This is a genomic window from Synechococcus sp. H70.1 (assembly GCF_047502705.1).
Lineage (GTDB): Bacteria > Cyanobacteriota > Cyanobacteriia > Thermostichales > Thermostichaceae > Thermostichus.
The window spans coordinates 1-17613 of record NZ_JANSIV010000157.1; the positions used below are offsets into that span (position 1 = coordinate 1).

Sequence of the window (17613 nt, forward strand, 5' to 3'; positions counted from 1 at the left end):
GGGTCTTTGGTAGTAATCCTGCACCAACTCAGCCCGGGGTGGTCCCTCTCCCCACTGGACGCAATAGGCCCCCCGCGAAAGCTCCCATTCGGCAGTGCTGGTGGCCTCCAGGGATCCTGGATTGAAGATCCAGCCTTCTTCTGCATAGCTTTTGTGGATATGTCCCAAGGCTAGATAGCCTACCCCCGCCTCCCGCAGGGGCAGGAGATCCCGGTAGCGCAAGGCGCCTTGGTAGCGGGCAATTTGGCCTTCCAGTCCGTGGTGGAACATTAACACCACCCGCTCAGGGCCAGGGGGCAGCTGGCGAATGGCTGCCGCCAACTGCTCGATGGACTTGGGAGCTGCCGAGCCATACCATTGAGAGCCAATGACCCGCACTCCACAGGGGAGGTCTATGTAGCCTCCCTGTCCCCCTGCCCAGGGGCGCAACTGCAGGCCTTCCTCTCCTGCTTCCGGCTCCAGTAGGATCAACTCCCCGTGCTCAGCTAAGTAGCGCAGCCAACTGGTTTTGACGCCATAAGGGCGGCTGTCATGGTTGCCCTCGATGGCTAAGACAGGGATCCCAGCCCGCTTCAGCTCCCGCAAGACCAGCTGGGCTTGGTTGAGGACCCCAGGCTGAATTTGTCGATGCTCAAACAGATCCCCGGCAATGAGGACAAAGTCTACCCGCTTTTGAATGGCATGGCGACGCACTACGTCCTGAAAGGCAAAGAAAAAATCTTTGCTGCGCTCCGGACTGTCGTAGCGGTCACAGCCTAGATGCACGTCAGCCAAATGCAAAAACGTGCAGGTAGGAGGGGTCATCGCCAGAACCTGCCGGCAAATTGTCCACAGTTTAGCAGACGTATCTTGCTGACCACCTGAGGATCCCTGCCCCGCAATTTCTTTATGCTACTGGGGTAGGCGCTGCCCTTCTGCGGCCGGACTGCGGTTAGCTTAAGGAGCGAAACGGCCTTCGCTGGGCTAGCTACCAAGACCGGATAGCCAATCCTGGCCAGTTTACCCCACAGGTATAGCTGGCTTCCGCAAAGCAGTAGCCAGGGACTCCAAGGACTGCGTCCCGCCGGCGCCAACGTAGCCCTGCAGGGGGCAAGCCTTGGCCTCTTCCCCAGCACCGGCGGGGAGACTCAGAGCACTTTCCCCTGCCGCAAGAGGGGTAGAACGCCGCCCCCCTGCCTTGGCAGACAGCTGCCGCTAGCCCAAGCAGCAGGAGAAAATCTGCGCGTTGCCGGCCTTAACAGTGCTCGGGCAGCTCCCTGAACTCAGGGTAGTGCTTGGAGAACCTGCTCTCTCTGGTGCAACCTGGCGGTTGGTGGGGAAGCCTCCTACCCTGCGGTGGAAGCGAGCTTGCAGACCCCCATCGGAGTTGCTTGCAAGCGGCACTTCTTCTCCAGGGCTTCCGCGCTGCGTTTTTGGGTGAGCTGCAAGTTCGTTACAGTTACACCTGTTTACAACCGTGATTGAGGAAGGGATCCCCAGCTTGCCGTAATTCCAGTGAGGCAGGGGATCCCTAGGTTTAATTATTGTGAAGCAACGGGGGGCTCCCAAAGGCTGACCTATAATGCCAGGTAAGTCCCGCCCTGGGAAAATACCTAATTTTGCCGGGGCGGGAGTGCTTCGTTCCTGGTTGCAAGAGAGGAGTTCTTGATGACAACTACACCCAAGGAGCGAGAGCCAAAAGTCAAGGTTGCGGTTGATATTGATCCAGTTCCCACCTCGTTTGAGAAATGGGCCAAGCCAGGGCACTTTGATCGCAGCCTGGCGCGGGGGCCCAAGACCACGACCTGGATCTGGAACCTGCATGCTCTTGCTCATGACTTCGACAGTCACACCAGCGACTTAGAAGACGTCTCTCGCAAGATCTTTTCTGCGCACTTTGGCCACCTGGCGGTGGTCTTCGTCTGGCTGAGCGGCATGTACTACCACGGCGCTCAGTTTTCCAACTACTCCGCTTGGCTGGCTGATCCCATCAATGTCAAACCCAGTGCCCAAGTGGTCTGGCCCATTTTTGGCCAGGAGATCCTCAATGGCGATGTGGGCGGCGGCTTTGAAGGGATCCGCATCACGTCGGGCCTATTCCACCTCTGGCGGGCTGCCGGCATCACCAATGAGTTTCAACTCCTCTGCACCGCTATTGGGGGCTTGGTGATGGCTGGCCTCTGCCTGTTTGCCGGCTGGTTCCACTACCACAAGCGGGCTCCCAAGCTGGAGTGGTTCCAGAACGTGGAGTCGATGCTCAACCACCACCTGGCGGGCCTGCTGGGGCTGGGTTCCTTGGCTTGGGCCGGTCACCAAATTCATGTGGCCATCCCCATCAACAAGATGTTGGATGCGGGGGTGCCGGCGGCTCAGATCCCTCTGCCCCACGAGTTCATCCTCAAGCCAGCCCTGATGAAGGAGATGTTCCCCAGTGTGGATTGGGGCTTCTTCAGCGGGGTGGTGCCTTTCTTTACGTTGGACTGGGGCAAGTACGCGGAGTTCCTCACCTTCAAGGGGGGCTTGGATCCGCAAACCGGCGCCCTCTGGCTGACGGATCAGGCCCACCACCACCTGGCCATTGCGGTGCTCTTTATCGTGGCGGGCCACATGTACCGCACCAACTGGGGCATCGGCCACTCCATTAAAGAGATCCTGGAAGCCCACAAGGGCCCCTTCACCGGCGAAGGCCACAAGGGTCTCTACGAAGTGCTGACCAGCTCCTGGCACGCCCAACTGGCCATCAACCTGGCCATGGTGGGATCCCTGAGCATCATCGTGGCCCAGCACATGTACGCCATGAACCCCTACCCCTACATGGGCATCGACTACGCTACGCAGATCTCCCTCTTTACCCACCACATGTGGATAGGGGGGCTGTTCATTGTTGGCGGCGCTGCCCACGGGGCCATCTACATGGTGCGGGACTATGACCCGGCGGTGAACCGCAACAACGTGCTGGATCGGGTAATCCGCCACCGCGACGCCATCATCAGCCACCTGAACTGGGTGTGTCTGTTCCTGGGCTTCCACGCCTTCGGCTTCTACGTCCACAACGACACCATGCAGGCGCTGGGCCGTCCGCAGGACATGTTCTCGGACACCGGCATTCAACTGCAGCCCATTTTTGCCCAGTGGATTCAATCCCTGCACACCAAGGCCATCGCCAGCACTGCTCCCTACGTGGGCGCTTCGGTAAGCCCCATCTTCGGCGGCGACGTGGTGGCCGTGGGCGGCAAGGTGTCCATGATGCCGATGGTGTTAGGCACGGCGGACTTCATGGTGCACCACATCCACGCCATGACCATCCACATCACGGTGCTGATCCTGCTCAAGGGAGTGCTCTTTGCCCGCTCTTCCCGCCTGATCCCGGACAAGGCCAAGCTGGGCTTCCGCTTCCCCTGTGACGGGCCAGGCCGCGGCGGCACCTGCCAGGTCTCCGGCTGGGATCATGTCTTCCTGGGGCTGTTCTGGATGTACAACGCCATTTCAATTGTGATCTTCCACTTCAGCTGGAAGATGCAGAGTGACATCTGGGGCACTGTCAACCCGGACGGCACGATTGAGCACCTCACGGGCGGCAACTTTGCAGCCAGCGCCATCAACATTAACGGCTGGTTGCGGGACTTCCTGTGGGCGCAATCGGTGCAGGTGATCAACTCCTACGGCTCGGCGCTGTCGGCCTATGGGCTGCTCTTCTTGGGCGCCCACTTCATCTGGGCCTTCAGCTTGATGTTCCTGTTCAGCGGTCGCGGCTACTGGCAGGAGCTCATTGAGTCGATTGTTTGGGCCCACAACAAGCTGAAAGTCGCTCCGGCCATTCAACCCCGTGCCCTGAGCATTATTCAAGGGCGGGCGGTCGGTGTGGCCCACTACCTGCTGGGCGGAATCGTCACCACGTGGGCGTTCTTCCTGGCACGGTTTGCCGCACTCGGCTAAGGCAAGGAGGAAGAGAAAATCATGACAACTGCAACTCGTTTTCCGCAATTCAGCCAAGACCTGGCTAGCGATCCCACCACTCGACGTCTGTGGTATGGCATTGCCACTGCCCACGACTTTGAGACCCACGATGGCATGACGGAGGAGCGGCTTTACCAAAAGCTGTTTGCCACCCACTTCGGCCATCTGGCAATCATCTTCCTGTGGGCCTCGGGCAACGTCTTCCACATCGCTTGGCAGGGCAACTATGAGCAGTGGGTGGCCAACCCCACCGGCGTCACCCCCATTGCCCACGCCATTTGGGATCCCCAATTCGGCAAGGCGGCGGTGGAAGCCTTCACCCAACCCGGCAGCGGCGGCCCTGTCAACGCAGCCTACTCTGGCCTCTACTACTGGTTCAACACGATTGGCCTGCGCACCAACGGCGATCTCTACATTGGTGCCATTGGCCTGTTGTTGTTGGCGGCGGTGTTCCTGTTTGCCGGTTGGCTGCACCTGCAGCCCCGCTTCCGGCCCAGCCTGAGCTGGTTTAAGAATGCTGAGGCCCGCCTCAACCACCACCTGGCCGGCTTGTTTGGGGTCAGCTCGCTAGCCTGGGCAGGCCACCTCATCCATGTGGCCATCCCCGAATCGCGGGGGCAACACGTGGGCTGGGACAACTTCCTCACCACGCTGCCCCACCCGGCGGGACTGAAGCCCTTCTTCACCCTTAACTGGGGGGTGTATGCCCAGAACCCAGATACGGCCAACCACGTCTGGGGCACGGCAGAAGGGGCAGGCACAGCTATCCTCACCTTCTTGGGCGGCTTTAACCCCAACACCCAGTCCCTGTGGCTGACAGACATGGCCCACCACCACCTGGCCATTGCGGTCATCTTCATCGTCGCCGGCCACATGTACCGCACCAACTGGGGCATCGGTCACAGTATCCGCGAGATCCTGGGTGCCCACAACCCGCCCAAGGGTACGCCCTTCGGGGGCCTGCTGGGCGAAGGGCACAAGGGCCTCTACGACACGGTCAACAACTCCCTGCACTTCCAGTTGGCGTTGGCGCTGGCCTGCTTGGGGGTGGTGACCTCGCTGGTGGCGCAGCACATGTACGCCCTCAACCCCTACGTGTTCATGTCCATGGATCACACCACGGAGGCAGCTCTCTACACCCATCACCAGTACATCGCTGGGTTCTTGATGGTGGGGGCTTTTGCCCATGGGGCCATCTTCCTGGTGCGGGACTACGATCCCGAAGCCAACAAGAACAACGTGCTGGCGCGGGTGCTGGATCACAAGGAGGCGATCATTTCCCACCTGAGCTGGGTATCGCTGTTCTTGGGCTTCCACACGCTGGGGCTGTACGTCCACAACGATGTCATGCAAGCCTTTGGCACGCCGGAGAAGCAGATCCTAATTGAGCCAGTGTTTGCTCAGTTCATTCAAGCTTCCCACGGCAAGATGCTCTACGGCATGAATGTGCTGTTGTCCGATCCCAACAGCATTGCCTCTACAGCTTGGCCCAACTACGGCAATGTGTGGCTACCGGGCTGGCTGCAAGCCATCAACGATCCCAATGGGTTCCTCTTCCTGCCCATTGGTCCTGGTGACTTCCTGGTGCACCACGCCATTGCCCTGGGCCTGCACACCACTACCTTGATCCTGGTCAAAGGGGCGTTGGATGCCCGCGGCTCCAAGCTAATGCCGGATAAAAAAGACTTCGGCTATAGCTTCCCCTGTGATGGCCCGGGTCGGGGCGGCACCTGCGACATCTCTGCCTGGGATGCTTTCTACCTGGCCATGTTCTGGATGCTGAACACCATTGGCTGGGTCACCTTCTACTGGCACTGGAAGCACCTGGCGATCTGGAGCGGCAACGTTGCCCAGTTCAACGAGAACTCCACCTACCTGATGGGCTGGCTGCGGGACTACCTCTGGGCCAACTCTGCCCAGTTGATCAACGGCTACAACCCCTACGGCATGAACAACCTGGCGGTTTGGGCCTGGATGTTCCTGTTCGGCCACCTGGTGTGGGCTACGGGGTTCATGTTCCTCATCTCCTGGCGCGGCTACTGGCAAGAGCTGATCGAGACGCTAGTATGGGCGCACGAGCGCACCCCCCTGGCCAACTTGATCCGGTGGAAGGATAAGCCAGTGGCCCTGTCCATTGTGCAGGGGCGCTTGGTAGGTCTAGCACACTTCACGGTGGGGTACGTGCTAACCTACGCAGCTTTCCTCATTGCCTCGACGGCTTCCTTGTCCGGCTAACTGCCGAGCTGGGGCAATTAGAGGGATCCCCTCGGGGGATCCTTTTTTTTGCCTCTACCTCAACCTTGGGTAGGAACAGGCCATGGCTGGAGTCGGAGCCAGGCGGAGGTTTTACATGGACTCAGGGGCGCTGAGGCCGAGGATACCGGTAAGCACGTTAAACAAAACCTGCCGCGTAGCCTGTACCAGTTGGATGCGAGCCTGCGCCAAGAAGGGATCCTCTTTCAAGAGGGGTATGATGCGGCAGTTGTCGTAAAACTTGTTGAAATCAGCAGCAAGGGCTTCTGCGTAGCGAATGATTTTGTGGGGGGCGCGTTCTTCGGCAGCGGCAATCAGTTCATCTGGCAGAGCCAAAAGGCGCAGCAGCAGAGCCCGTTCTTCGGTTTCTTTGTAAGGCAGTTTTTTGTCCTCAGTTAAAGTAACGGTGTTGGTTAGCTCCACCTTTTCTTCTTCCTGTAGCCGTCGCAATAGGGTACAGCAGCGAGCGTGGCTGTAGTGGACATAAACCACCGGGTTATCGAAAGTTTGCTGGACAGCCAAATCCAAATCAAAGTTGATGGGGCTGTCCATGCTATTGCTGAGCAGAAACCAGCGCGCTGCATCGACCCCCACGCCAATTTCTGGATCCTCGAGGAGGTCGTTTAGCGAAACAAAGTTGCCGGTGCGCTTGGACATGCGCACTTCCACTTTCTGGCCAGTTTCTGGGTCAGCTTTAAACAACTTGACGAATTGGCCAATGAGGATTTCCAACTTCACCTCTGGGTTGAAGGCCGCCACCGCTGCCCTTAAGCGAGCAATATAGCCATGGTGATCCGAGCCAAGGATATTGATCAGCCGCTGGTAGCCCCGCTGCACTTTGTCGCGGTGGTAGGCAATATCAGCAGCTAGGTAGGTAAAGGAGCCATCGGCCTTCTGTACGACCCGATCCTTGTCGTCGCCAAATTCTTGGGTTTTGAAGTAAACGGCCTCTTCTGCCCCTGGCTTGGGATCCTCACCTCGCGGCGCTTTAGCCTTGTAGAGAAAACCGCGCTCTTGCAGCTCTTGCAAGGCCTGCTGGATTGCGCTGAGGCCTGTTTGGGGATCGGGGGTGTGCAGGCGGCGCTCGCTAAACCAATGATCGAACTCGGTGCGCAACTGTTGCAGAGTCTGTTTTTGCCAGGCCAGGATTTCCCTATAGGCAAACTCCGTGTATTCCTCCAAGCTAGCGGGCAGAGGGCGGATCCCGGCCTGCACTTGCTCCAGCAGCCGCCGGGCAATGTCGATCAAGTAACTGCCGTGATAGCCATCTTCTGGCAAGACTACCTCTTCGCCCTGGAGTTGCCGCACTCGCACCTCCAGGGACTGACCTAAGAGGCGCATCTGATTGCCGGCATCGTTGATGTAGAACTCCCGCTCCACCTGGTGTCCTGTCCAGCGCAGCAGGTTAGCCAGGGTGGAGCCAACTGCAGCCCAGCGCCCATGCCCCACGTGCAGCGGCCCTGTGGGGTTGGCGGAAACATATTCCAGCAAGATGCGCTCAGGATGGGGAGTGGCTGTCTTTCCGAAGTCTTCCCCTAAGCTCAACAACTCTTGCAATCGCTCGGCCAAAAAGGGATCTCCCAGCCGGAAGTTGAGATACCCTCCCCCCGCCACCTCTGTTTCAATATCCGGCAAATCCAAGTGTTTTTGCAGGGTTTGCGCAATCTGAGTCGGTGCCAGGCGACAGAGCTTGGCCATCCCCAAGGGAGTGGGACAGGCGTAATCGCCATAGCGAGGATCGCTCGGGATCTGGACAACTGGCACCACGCCAGCCGCCTGCTCAGGAGTCAGGGATCCCAGTTGCCCTGCTGCTGCTGCCCGTTGAATACTTTCGGCCACGGCAGCGGCGAGAAAGCGAATTAGCGAGGTAGATAGAGGTTGAGTGACCATGGTGAGGGTAGCAAAACACTCTGCAAAAGCTCAACTTGGCACCGATGGGTGTCTTGATTTTACATAATTGTTTACCTCGGCCAGCCTGTGGGCTGGGGGGATGACAGAGCCGGAGCTCCAAGGGGTAAAGATTAACCCCGCTATTTTGGCAAAGTCCCCTCCCCCGTTAAACGCTGCTAGGTTGGTGGCATGAAGTCCGTTGCTGCTTAATCTTAACTGCAACCAACAGCACTTTACTTGGAGATAAGAAACTTGAGGACCAAGAAGCCGTCCTCTACAAATTGGTGGCTTGGAGATTTCGCTCTATTAGCTTACAAGGGAGGCCTCTCTGGCAAGCTTGGAGAGGGAGCCAAGAGATCAACGGCAACAGCGAATCACAGCTAACTTAAAGCCGGGATTGATCCCAAAAAAAAGCCAAATAAGTGTTGTGGGGTAGGAGATCCCTTCTACCTTGGAGGAAGTTCGTAGGGGGCGGCTGCCCTTGGAAGCCTTTGTTTTGATTAAGCAAGTTCCCGACCCTAACAGCAAAACCGGCATCAACAGTGACGGCACCATTGACCGGACCAGGGCCAAACGGATGTTAAACCCCTTTGATCGCTATGCCCTGGAAGCAGCTCTACAGACCAAGCGACAGCACGGAGCCCGAGTAACGGCAATTACCATGGGGCCACCGCCGGCCATCGAGGTGCTCTACGAGGCCATTGCCCACGGCGTGGATCGGGGCATTTTAATAACCGATCGCCGCCTGGCTGCTTCGGACACTTTAGCCACTGCCTACACTCTGGCCCAGACAGTTCGCTATGCGGGCCAGCCTGATATCCTCTTCTGCGGGCTGCAGACCACCGACGGGGATACAGCCCAGGTGGGGCCCCAGCTGGCGGAGCGGCTGGGGATCCCTCAGGTTACCTATTGTGAGGCTTTCGAGATCCAGGAGGGAATCTTGGTGGCGCGGCGGGCCATTGAGGGGGGATCCCAGACGGTGAGGGTGCCCCTGCCGGTTTTGGTGACGGTGGCCAACACAGCGCGGCGTTTGGCCTACCCCACCCTGCGTGGCATGCGTCGGGTGCAGCAGCTCCTGCGGGATGAGGCAGCGCGGGCCGAGGTTATCCAGATTCTTAGCCTAGACGACGTAGGAGCCGATCCAGAGCGGTGTGGTCTCAAGGGATCCCCAACCATTGTGGCCGCTACTGAAAAAGTAGGGGAAATGGGCGGCAATTGTCAGGTCTTTCAGGGACAGCCGGTGCCCCAACTGGTGCAACAACTCACCCAAGCGGTTGACTTGTTCCGCTACACCCTAACCTCTTAGCTTCCCACTCTTAAGAGGAGTCCCACCTTATGGAGAGTAAGCGGGTAGTGGTCTTCGCCGAACAGCTAGACGGGGAGTTGCAGCCCATTGGGCTGGAGCTGCTAGGAGCAGGGCGACGGCTGGCTGACAAGCTAGGAGGGATCCTGAGCGCCCTTGTCCTGGGGCACAGGATTGCCCATCTGCCCCCGCTCCTCATTGGCCATGGGGCGGACCAAGTCTTCATTGCCGATCACCCAGAGTTGGCCCAATACCGCACTCTGCCTTACCGCCGCGTCATCCTGGATCTCATCAAAAGCTGGCCTCAGCCGCCCCACATCCTGCTATTTGGCGCCACCACTACGGGCCGAGACCTGGCCCCCCGTTTGGCGGCCCACCTGGAAACAGGCTTGACCGCCGATTGCACTGAGCTTGACATTGGTCCCTTCGAGTACACCAACAGCCGCGATCCCAGCAAGTCCGGTTTCTTCCCCGACTGCCTATACGCCATTCGGCCCAGCTTTGGCGAGTCCCTCAAGGCCCGCATCCTCGGCCCCTGGAAAAAGCCGCAAATGGCCACGGTGCGCCCTGGCGTGATGCTGCCCTTGCCCTGGGACGGATCCCGAAAAGGGGAAGTGATCCCAGTGCCCGTCAACTTGGAGCCGGAGGATCTCCAGCTGCAAATTGTGGAAACGGTGCGCAACCTCTCCCAGGCGGTGGATCTCAGCCGGGCTAAGGTCATCGTTGCCGGCGGCTACGGCCTGGGATGCGCCGAGGGCTTTGAGCTAATAAGGGAGCTGGCCGCCTGTTTCCCCAACAGCGCCGTTGGCTCCTCCCGCAAGGCGGTGGATGCCGGCTGGATCCCCTATGCCCACCAGGTAGGCCAAACTGGAAAGACTGTCCGTCCCCAGCTCTATATTGCCTGCGGCATTTCGGGAGCCATCCAGCACCGGGTTGGTATGGACAAGTCTCAGACCATTATCGCCATCAACAAAGACAGCTCTGCCCCCATCTTTAAGTTTGCCCACTATGGCATCGTCGGGGATCTCTACCAGGTGGTGCCCGAGCTAATCCGGCACCTGAGGCAGGTCCAGGAGGAGATCCAAGAAGGGGCCAATGGCCAACAACTTTTCCAGAGCGGGCTTCCTCCCTTACAGAGGCCCTAGAAGGCCTGGTGCAGGGCCAGAGTCAGCAGGCCCTGCTGTCCCAGCAACAGCTCCCGCAACAGGGTAACCAGGCCCACCCACACCACAGGCGCCAGGTCCACCCCTCCCAAAGGCGGGATTAGGCGGCGTGTCGGGCGCAACAAAAACTCCGTCAGGCTAACCACCAGGGAGTAGGGTAAGCGGGAAGTATCCAGCTGCGGATACCAGGACAGGAAAATGCGCAATACAAACAAGACGGTGTAGAGCGCCAGCAGTGGGCCCAGCACCCAAGTGGTGAAAATGAGCAGCATTGCTTTTGCAACAACTAAGTTTCAGGGGAGGCTCTCCCTCCATTCTGCTCTAGGGAGAGCCGCCTGTGCGGATCCATTGGCTTGCTTTCAAGCCGGAGGGGAGTCCTTTGGTTGCTGAAAAGGGATCCCTGGATCCACTTCCAGCCAGTTCCAACTGGAGAGCGCGGGGAATCCCAAAGAATCCCCAAAAAGCTCCCCTTGTGGGATAGCAGCAAGAAAGCTAGCGTCATAATGGTCGTATCTTGCTGGACTGCAGGCAGGGATCCCATGCAGGGAAGGTTACAAGAAATCGATATCCGCAGTATCCTTCAGCTCATTGAGCTGGGCCAGCGCACCGGTGAGCTTTTCGTAGAGGCCGGCCCCTCGGTTTACTGGTTTGTCTTCTTCCTAAATGGGCGGATCATCTATGCCTCTGAAGGCGAAGGCAACATTGCCCGTCTCAGAGACTACCTGCACCGCTTCAAGCTCGAAGCCGCCCTAGACGAAGTTCAGATGCCTCCCAAAGCAGCAGTCAATGCCCCCGAGTATAGCCGCCTCTGGTCTTTGCTGGAAAACCACAAGCTCAACCCCAACCAGGGCAAGCAAATCTTGCTGGGCATGGTGCGGGAAGTCCTCTTTGATCTGCTCAGCCTCCACCATGGCTCCTTCATTTTCGAGGCCGGCCCTCCCCTGGCTCCGCAATTAACCACCTTCCCTGTCACTCCCCTGCTCACCGAGATGGTGACGCAAGTGCAGGAGTGGAAGAAGCTGTACCCCTACATCCAAGCCCCCAACCAAGCCCCCACCATCGTCAATCCCCTACCGCTCCAGCAAACCCTGCCTGCTCCCGTCTTCAAAGCCCTGAGCGAGTGGTCCAACGGCAAAACCAGCATTCGCCAGATGAGTCGCTACCTGGGCCGAGATACCTTGGCAGTGGCCAAAGCTCTCTATCCCTATGTGCAGCAGGGGGCAATTCACTTGTCAGAGCCTGTCTCCCCTGCCAATCCCCAGCCCAGCCGTCCCCTCAAGCCCAGCGACAGGCCTGCCCACATCCTCTGCATCGACGATTCCATGGCCATCCAGAAAACCGTAGAGTTCATCCTGCAAAACAAGGGCTACCAGGTCACTACCATTGGCAATCCCCTCAAGGCCCTGGGACAAGCGTTTCTCCTCAACCCTGACATGATTCTCTGCGATGTGGCCATGCCCAAGCTGGATGGGTATGAGCTGTGCGCCATGTTGCGCAAGTCCAGCCAGTTCCGTGAAACCCCCATCGTTATGCTTACTGGCAAGGATGGTTTTACCGACCGAATTAAGGCCCGCATGGCCGGCGCTAACGAGTTTCTGGGCAAGCCCTTTTCTGAAAAGGAGTTGTTGACCGTCGTCGAATCCTACGTGGGGCCACCCCCCAAAGGGAGCAGCGGCGAATAGGCGTTGGAACAGCCAAACTGGAGGTGAAGTGCTAGACAGAGGAGGGCTGCACCAAAACAATAGAGCAGTAGCAGGGCTGATCCAGAGCCATAGAGCTGGGCAAGAAGCCTTAGTTGCAACAAGCCAACAGCTGTGGAGGTGCAGGCAATGGGCAAAGGGCTGGTGTACCCGGAGGCCATGCAGGAATGGCTAAAAGCACCAAGTTTGGGCCCCACCATTGAAATCAAGTGGGCCAGGTGCCATTCGGGAGCTGCCTGAGTAACCAAACCTTTCAAGCGCCAAGAGCTCCTGGCTAACCTTAAACAGCAGTTGCAAGGGATCAAGGAGGACAGCCAAAGATGAGTCGCATTTTGGTGGTAGAAGATAGCCAGTCCCAGAGGGAGATGATCAGTAAGCTGCTGCAGGAAAACGGCTTCGAGGTAATGACGGTGGGAGATGGAGTGGAAGCCGTAGAGGCAGTGAAGCAGAACAAGCCCGACCTGATTGTGCTGGACATTGTCATGCCCCGTATGAACGGCTACGAGGTGTGCCGTCTTCTCAAGTCTGACCCGCTTACTCAGAACACTCCAATTGTTATGTGTTCTTCCAAAGGTGAAGAAGCTGACCGCTACTGGGGGCTCCGCCAGGGAGCAGATGCCTACATCGCCAAACCTTTTCAGCCCCAGGAACTGGTGGGTACGATTAAGCAATTACTGAGAGGCTAGGGACCGCCCATCCCGCTTCTGGGCCTTCCAGCAGAGCCCAAGAGGACTCTAGGCCCTGGGCCACCTCTCCAGAAGACCATCCCTACGGGGGAGCATCATGGTTGGGGATCTGGACTTATCGATAGGGGATGAAACCCAAGAATTGCGAGAAATCGAGGCTCCTGAAGGGGAGCTATTCCTGAAAGTCAAGCTTGTCACCGGCGAAGAATTTGCCCTGCCCGCAGTATCGGTTGTGGAGGTAATGAGCATTGGCCCTGAGAAAATTACCCCCATGCCCAATGTCGCGCCGGTTCTGCTGGGCACGCTAAATTTGCGGGGCGAAATCATCTGGGTTGCCGACTTGGGGCAATTCCTGGGGATCAGCCCACCCCTGAATCTTGACCGCACTGAGCTGCCGGTGGTGGCTGTGATGGATCAGCAGGATTTGGTGATGGGGTTGGCTGTGGACTCCATCGTGGGCATGGAGTGGCTGAAAACTGAATTGGTGCGGCCTGTTCTCCAAGCGCCTGAGTCGCTGGCTCCTTTCTTGCGGGGAGAATGGGTAGTGCCAGAAACAGGAGCCCACTTGCCGCTCTTGGATCCGTCGGCCATCCTAAGATCTAACCGTTGGGGTTGATGGGCAGCCGGGCTATGAGCTGGTCAAGAGAAAGCCCCCCTAGGAAGGGGAGGGGAGCTTCCTTGGCGGCGTCTGCCCTGCTTCTCGGTTCTGAAGGGGTGAGTTCCGCGCAGTTGGGTTAAGGCAGCAACGAAGCTAGCCACGTAGCAAAGGGAGGAACTATGGTTTCCAGTGCAGGCAATCAGAGAGACTTTGCCAAGGCGATGGCTGCTTTCTGGCAGGGGAACTACGCCGAGGCAGTACAGCTGTTTAGCCAGGTGGCCGCTGCTCAACCCCAGGATACGGCCGTCAAGTTGCTGCTAGCTTCAGCTCAGAAACAGGCAGGGCAACTGCTGGAAGCCCGTTACACCTATGATAGCATCCTCAAAACGGCCAGCGATCCCGAGGAGCTAGAGGCAGCCCGCAGGGGCCTGGAGGAGCTGTTGCAGATGGCACCGGAGCTGGCGGATGTTCCTCCTTTCCCGCAGTCTCAGGAGGGGTTTGTTGCTCAACCGGAGGAGTCGGATCCCTTTTCCCAATTTGTGGTCGAGGAGAGGAGGGAACTCGAGGCAGATCCCCTTGCCAGGGAAAGCCCCAGCTTTGCCGCGCCACTCCCAATGGAGCCAGCAGCTTCGTTGGGTTTCTCTCAGCCCCTGCCTACGACTCCTCAGACGAGGGGAGAGAGGGATCGAGGAGAGGCTCAGACAGATCCAGTCGTCGAGGACGACTTTGCTTTCCTCAGCGAATTCGAGCAACAGCTGCAGGATCTGGAAAGTGAGGCCACTACTCAATTGGCTAGCGATGCGGATTTTCCAGACGAGAGGGGTTTCTCACTTCCCCCGTTCGCGGTAGAGGAGGGGGGATCCCTAGAGGAGAGCTTGCCAACAGAATTGGCTGCTCCCATGAGTGAGCCAATCCCTGCCCCTGAAGAGGACACGACCAGCGTTGCCTCCGCCTCTTTCGAGCTCGGTGAGCTGGACCGTCTGGATCGCGAGCTGGCTGGCATGGAGCCCAGCGAGCCAGCGGCCTTTTCTCCCGAGGAGGGCAAGACGGGAGAGACGAGTAAAACGGTACCAAGCCTGCCTACGCTCACTGTTCCTCTCCCTAGCCTATCCGAGCAGGAACTGCCTAGCCGACTGACGGCCAATCAGTTGACGCTGGCGCTGATCCAAGGAGCTGTGAGTTTGGCTGCTGGCATGGTCATCGGCCTTGGGATCCCGGCCAATGGGGGAGCCCGCTGGATTGGGGGGGTCATTGGAGGGGGAGTTGTCGGCGCAGGAGTTGGGGCTGTACTGGCGGCTAGCAGTGCCAAACGCATTCACTCCACTGCCCAAGAGCTGTCCAACCACTTCGCCGCCCTGGCCCAGGGGAATTTTTCCGTAAGAGCAGAGGCGAGAGGGGATGACGAGTTGGGGCGCTTGGCCAATAGCTTTAACCAAATGGCCGCCGCCCTTGAGGCCCATTTTGCCGATCTAAGCCAGCGGGCTGCCGAGCAAGGCCAAGCCAAGGAAGACTTGCAACGGCAGGTAATTCGCCTCCTGGATGATGTGGAGGGGGCAGCCCGCGGGGACTTGACGGTGCGGGCGGAGGTCACTGCCGATGTCCTCGGCGCTGTTGCTGACTCTTTCAACCTGACCATCCGCAGCCTGCGGGACATTGTGATCCAAGTGAAGCGGGCTGCCGCCGCTGTCAACGAGGCAGCTTTACAGAGCGAGGACTTTGCCCGCAACCTTTCTGCCGACGCCCTGCGCCAGGCGGAGGAGATTTCCAACTTCCTTGACTCCATCCAGGAAATGACGAACTCCATTCAGGAGGTGGCCAACAACGCCCGCGAGGCAGCCAATGTCACTGCCCAGGCCACAGAAGCAGCTGCCCGGGGTGGAGAAGCAGTGGATCGCACGGTGGCCAGCATCCTGGAAATTCGGGAAGTGGCAGCAGAGACAACCCGCAAGGTGAAACGCTTGGCAGAATCCTCGCAGGAGATCTCCAAGATTGTGGCTTTGATCTCACAAATTGCCTCGCGCACCAACCTGCTTGCTCTCAATGCCAGTATCGAGGCTGCTCGGGCCGGCGAGGCTGGACGAGGCTTTGCCATCGTGGCTGACGAGGTGCGACAACTGGCTGACCGGTCTGCCAAAGCTTCGAAAGAGATTGAGCAGATTGTGCTGCAGATCCAGTCGGAAACCAGCAACGTCATGACAGCCATGGAGGAGGGGACGCAGGTGGTTATAGAGGGAACAAGGCGGGCCGAGCAGGCCAAAAACAGTCTGGATGAGATCATCAAGGTCAGCCAACAGATCGATGGGTTGGTACGAGCCATTTCTGACGCTACCGTGCAACAAACAGAGACCTCCCGCGCTGTAGCCCATCTCATGCAGTCAGTGGCGCTGACGGCCAACGAGACGTCTGAGGAGGCGCAGAAGGTGGCTGCCTCGCTTCAACAGCTGGTGAGCATTGCCCGTGAGCTCCAAGCTTCTGTGGGTCGCTTCCGCGTGGGAGATGAATGAGTAAACTTGCTTGTTCCGGGGGCATTCTAGGGAGTAGGGATCCTGCTGCCCCAAGCCAGTCCCCCTTGTCGGTTGGAGAGGAAATCAGAGCAGAGGGAAGGGTTCTTTTGCTACGACTAATGGATACCTATGGGCTGTAGGAGGAGCCTCCTGCCATGGATGAAGAAGCGCAAAAGCGAATTCTCAACTATTTCATCGAAGAGGCCCGCGACCACTTGGCCACGATTGAGCAGGGTCTCCTCAGCTTGCGGGACACGATTAGCAATCCCGAGCAGATCAATGAGCTATTTCGAGCTGCTCACTCCATTAAAGGGGGAGCAGCCATGCTGGGTCTTGCCAGCATTCAGCAAACAGCCCACCGCCTGGAAGACTTTTTTAACATCTTTCGCTCTCGTCCGGGCGAGGTGCCAGTGGATCAGCATTTAGAAACGCTGCTGCTGCAGGTTTTTGATGGTCTGGCAGCGCTGTTGGACGAGCTGCAGAGTCCTCAGGGCCTCACGCAGGAGTTCAGTGCCTCCACTTTGGCAAGACTAGAGCCGGTCTTTCAGGAGGCTGGAAAGCACATTCAGAGTCTTCTTGGGGAAGGCCCGCCCTCTGTTCCTGCTCCGGCTAGTGCCCCCGGGTCGACAGGTCGTAGCCTCCAACAGGAGATGGCGGAAGTGGTGCCGCGGCAGTTGCGGCAGATGTTGGAGCTGTTCAAGCGGGGGGATCAGCCGGGCGTACGCGAGCAGTTGCGGGAGGCAAATGCTGTCCTCAAGCAGATAGGGCAGGCCCATCATCTAAGAGGCTGGCAACAGCTGACGGAAACTTTCGAGCAAGCTCTGAGCAACCCCAATGCCGAACTGCGAACGTTGGCGTTGGTTGCCCTGCGGGACTTGAAGCAGGGACAGCAGCTTATCTTGGCAGGCAGGGCTGAGGAGGTGAGCGCCTCTGCAGAATTACAGCAACTGGCCCGCCTGACAGCGCCTCCTGCACCCGCTGATCCCTTGGAAGAGGTCATCCATCAGCGGATCCCGGCCCTGCTGCGCCAGATGCTGGAGCTGTTCAAACGGCCCGACGACCCAGCTACGCGGCCTGCCTTGCAGAGGGTGGCCCAATCCCTCCAGGAGGTAGGGCAGGCGGAGGGTGTGGAGCTGGGCGGCTGGAGGGCCCTGACTTGCCTGATTGGGGAGATTTTGGCGGATCCTGCCCAGGATTTACGGCAGGTGGCTCTGCCGGTTCTGCGAGATTTGAAACAGGCTCACCAGGCTCTGGCCAGCGGAGCAGCGCATACCATCCAGCCCTCCTCTGAGTTGTTGGCCTTCCGCCCTGTGCCACCGGCCCTTGAGGAGCCAGGGATTCCCACCTCCTTCGACCTGGGCCCCGTTGGAGAGCCGGAGCCGCTCTTCTCCGAAGTCGGGAGCACGGCTGCCCCGGCAGCAGAACCCTCTGCCCTCGACGGGGGCCAAGAGGTAACCCCTGTCGCAGCAGCCCCGCACGCCGAGGAGGCGGAGAGCCTACTGGCAGGCGAGGAGAGCTCCACCGAGCAAGTAGCCGCCGATCTTGCCCAAGAGGGCAGGGCTGCGCCGGAAGAAGCTGCA

General features: G+C 58.8%; 12 protein-coding genes. 9 read left to right on the forward strand and 3 right to left on the reverse strand.

What is annotated here, in order from left to right; genetic code table 11:
* Positions 1 to 804: metallophosphoesterase family protein (locus tag NW827_RS10435; RefSeq protein ID WP_414503661.1), on the reverse strand; the 804-nt coding region annotated here is incomplete at its 3' end.
* Between the two features lie 843 nt (positions 805 to 1647).
* Between NW827_RS10435 and psaA the strand changes: the two genes are divergently transcribed.
* Positions 1648 to 3915, forward strand: a complete 2268-nt coding sequence (gene psaA / locus NW827_RS10440; protein ID WP_414362660.1) for a photosystem I core protein PsaA — start codon at positions 1648 to 1650, stop codon at positions 3913 to 3915.
* A gap of 21 nt (positions 3916 to 3936) precedes the next feature.
* Positions 3937 to 6171 carry a photosystem I core protein PsaB gene (gene psaB, locus NW827_RS10445; protein ID WP_414404459.1) on the forward strand — a complete coding sequence of 745 codons (2235 nt, stop codon included), beginning with the start codon at positions 3937 to 3939 and terminating at the stop codon, positions 6169 to 6171.
* A 111-nt stretch (positions 6172 to 6282) separates the two neighbouring features.
* On the opposite strand, the gene argS is transcribed toward psaB, so the two are convergent.
* A complete protein-coding gene (gene argS, locus NW827_RS10450) occupies positions 6283 to 8079 on the reverse strand; it encodes an arginine--tRNA ligase (RefSeq protein ID WP_414404460.1) in 1797 nt (598 codons plus the stop codon).
* Positions 8080 to 8530: 451 nt separating this feature from the next.
* On the opposite strand from argS, the gene NW827_RS10455 reads away from it, so the two are divergent.
* Positions 8531 to 9385 (forward strand): electron transfer flavoprotein subunit beta/FixA family protein, encoded by an 855-nt coding sequence (locus tag NW827_RS10455; protein WP_414404461.1) that lies wholly within the window; start codon positions 8531 to 8533, stop codon positions 9383 to 9385.
* A gap of 29 nt (positions 9386 to 9414) precedes the next feature.
* A complete protein-coding gene (locus tag NW827_RS10460; protein ID WP_414404462.1) occupies positions 9415 to 10527 on the forward strand; it encodes an electron transfer flavoprotein subunit alpha/FixB family protein in 1113 nt (370 codons plus the stop codon).
* Here the strand turns inward: NW827_RS10460 and NW827_RS10465 are convergent.
* Complete coding sequence (locus NW827_RS10465) at positions 10524 to 10817, reverse strand: YggT family protein (RefSeq protein ID WP_414362655.1); 294 nt, start codon at positions 10815 to 10817, stop codon at positions 10524 to 10526. The two genes, NW827_RS10460 and NW827_RS10465, sit on opposite strands and share 4 nt — an antisense overlap.
* 267 nt (positions 10818 to 11084) lie before the next feature.
* Here NW827_RS10465 and NW827_RS10470 point away from each other — a divergent pair, with 267 nt between their 5' ends.
* The 5 genes from NW827_RS10470 to NW827_RS10490 form a co-directional block, all read left to right on the forward strand.
* Positions 11085 to 12227, forward strand: coding sequence for a response regulator (locus tag NW827_RS10470; protein ID WP_414404463.1), 1143 nt, complete (start codon positions 11085 to 11087; stop codon positions 12225 to 12227).
* Positions 12228 to 12565: 338 nt separating this feature from the next.
* Positions 12566 to 12931 carry a response regulator transcription factor gene (locus NW827_RS10475; RefSeq protein WP_414362653.1) on the forward strand — a complete coding sequence of 122 codons (366 nt, stop codon included), beginning with the start codon at positions 12566 to 12568 and terminating at the stop codon, positions 12929 to 12931.
* Positions 12932 to 13028: 97 nt separating this feature from the next.
* Entirely contained in the window at positions 13029 to 13547 is a 519-nt protein-coding gene (locus NW827_RS10480; protein ID WP_414404464.1) for a CheW domain-containing protein, read from the forward strand.
* A 161-nt stretch (positions 13548 to 13708) separates the two neighbouring features.
* Positions 13709 to 16033, forward strand: coding sequence for a methyl-accepting chemotaxis protein (locus NW827_RS10485; RefSeq protein ID WP_414404465.1), 2325 nt, complete (start codon positions 13709 to 13711; stop codon positions 16031 to 16033).
* A gap of 155 nt (positions 16034 to 16188) precedes the next feature.
* Positions 16189 to 17613 (forward strand): Hpt domain-containing protein (locus NW827_RS10490; protein WP_414503662.1); only part of this gene is annotated, 1425 nt, incomplete at its 3' end.

Coding starts and splice junctions, on each gene's coding strand:
- NW827_RS10475 (WP_414362653.1), top strand. CDS start 12,566: ATGAGTCGCATTTTGGTGGTAGAAGATAGCCAGTCCCAGAGGGAGATG.
- psaB (WP_414404459.1), top strand. CDS start 3,937: ATGACAACTGCAACTCGTTTTCCGCAATTCAGCCAAGACCTGGCTAGC.
- NW827_RS10470 (WP_414404463.1), top strand. CDS start 11,085: ATGCAGGGAAGGTTACAAGAAATCGATATCCGCAGTATCCTTCAGCTC.
- argS (WP_414404460.1), bottom strand. CDS start 8,079: ATGGTCACTCAACCTCTATCTACCTCGCTAATTCGCTTTCTCGCCGCT.
- NW827_RS10480 (WP_414404464.1), top strand. CDS start 13,029: ATGGTTGGGGATCTGGACTTATCGATAGGGGATGAAACCCAAGAATTG.
- NW827_RS10485 (WP_414404465.1), top strand. CDS start 13,709: ATGGTTTCCAGTGCAGGCAATCAGAGAGACTTTGCCAAGGCGATGGCT.
- psaA (WP_414362660.1), top strand. CDS start 1,648: ATGACAACTACACCCAAGGAGCGAGAGCCAAAAGTCAAGGTTGCGGTT.
- NW827_RS10465 (WP_414362655.1), bottom strand. CDS start 10,817: ATGCTGCTCATTTTCACCACTTGGGTGCTGGGCCCACTGCTGGCGCTC.
- NW827_RS10460 (WP_414404462.1), top strand. CDS start 9,415: ATGGAGAGTAAGCGGGTAGTGGTCTTCGCCGAACAGCTAGACGGGGAG.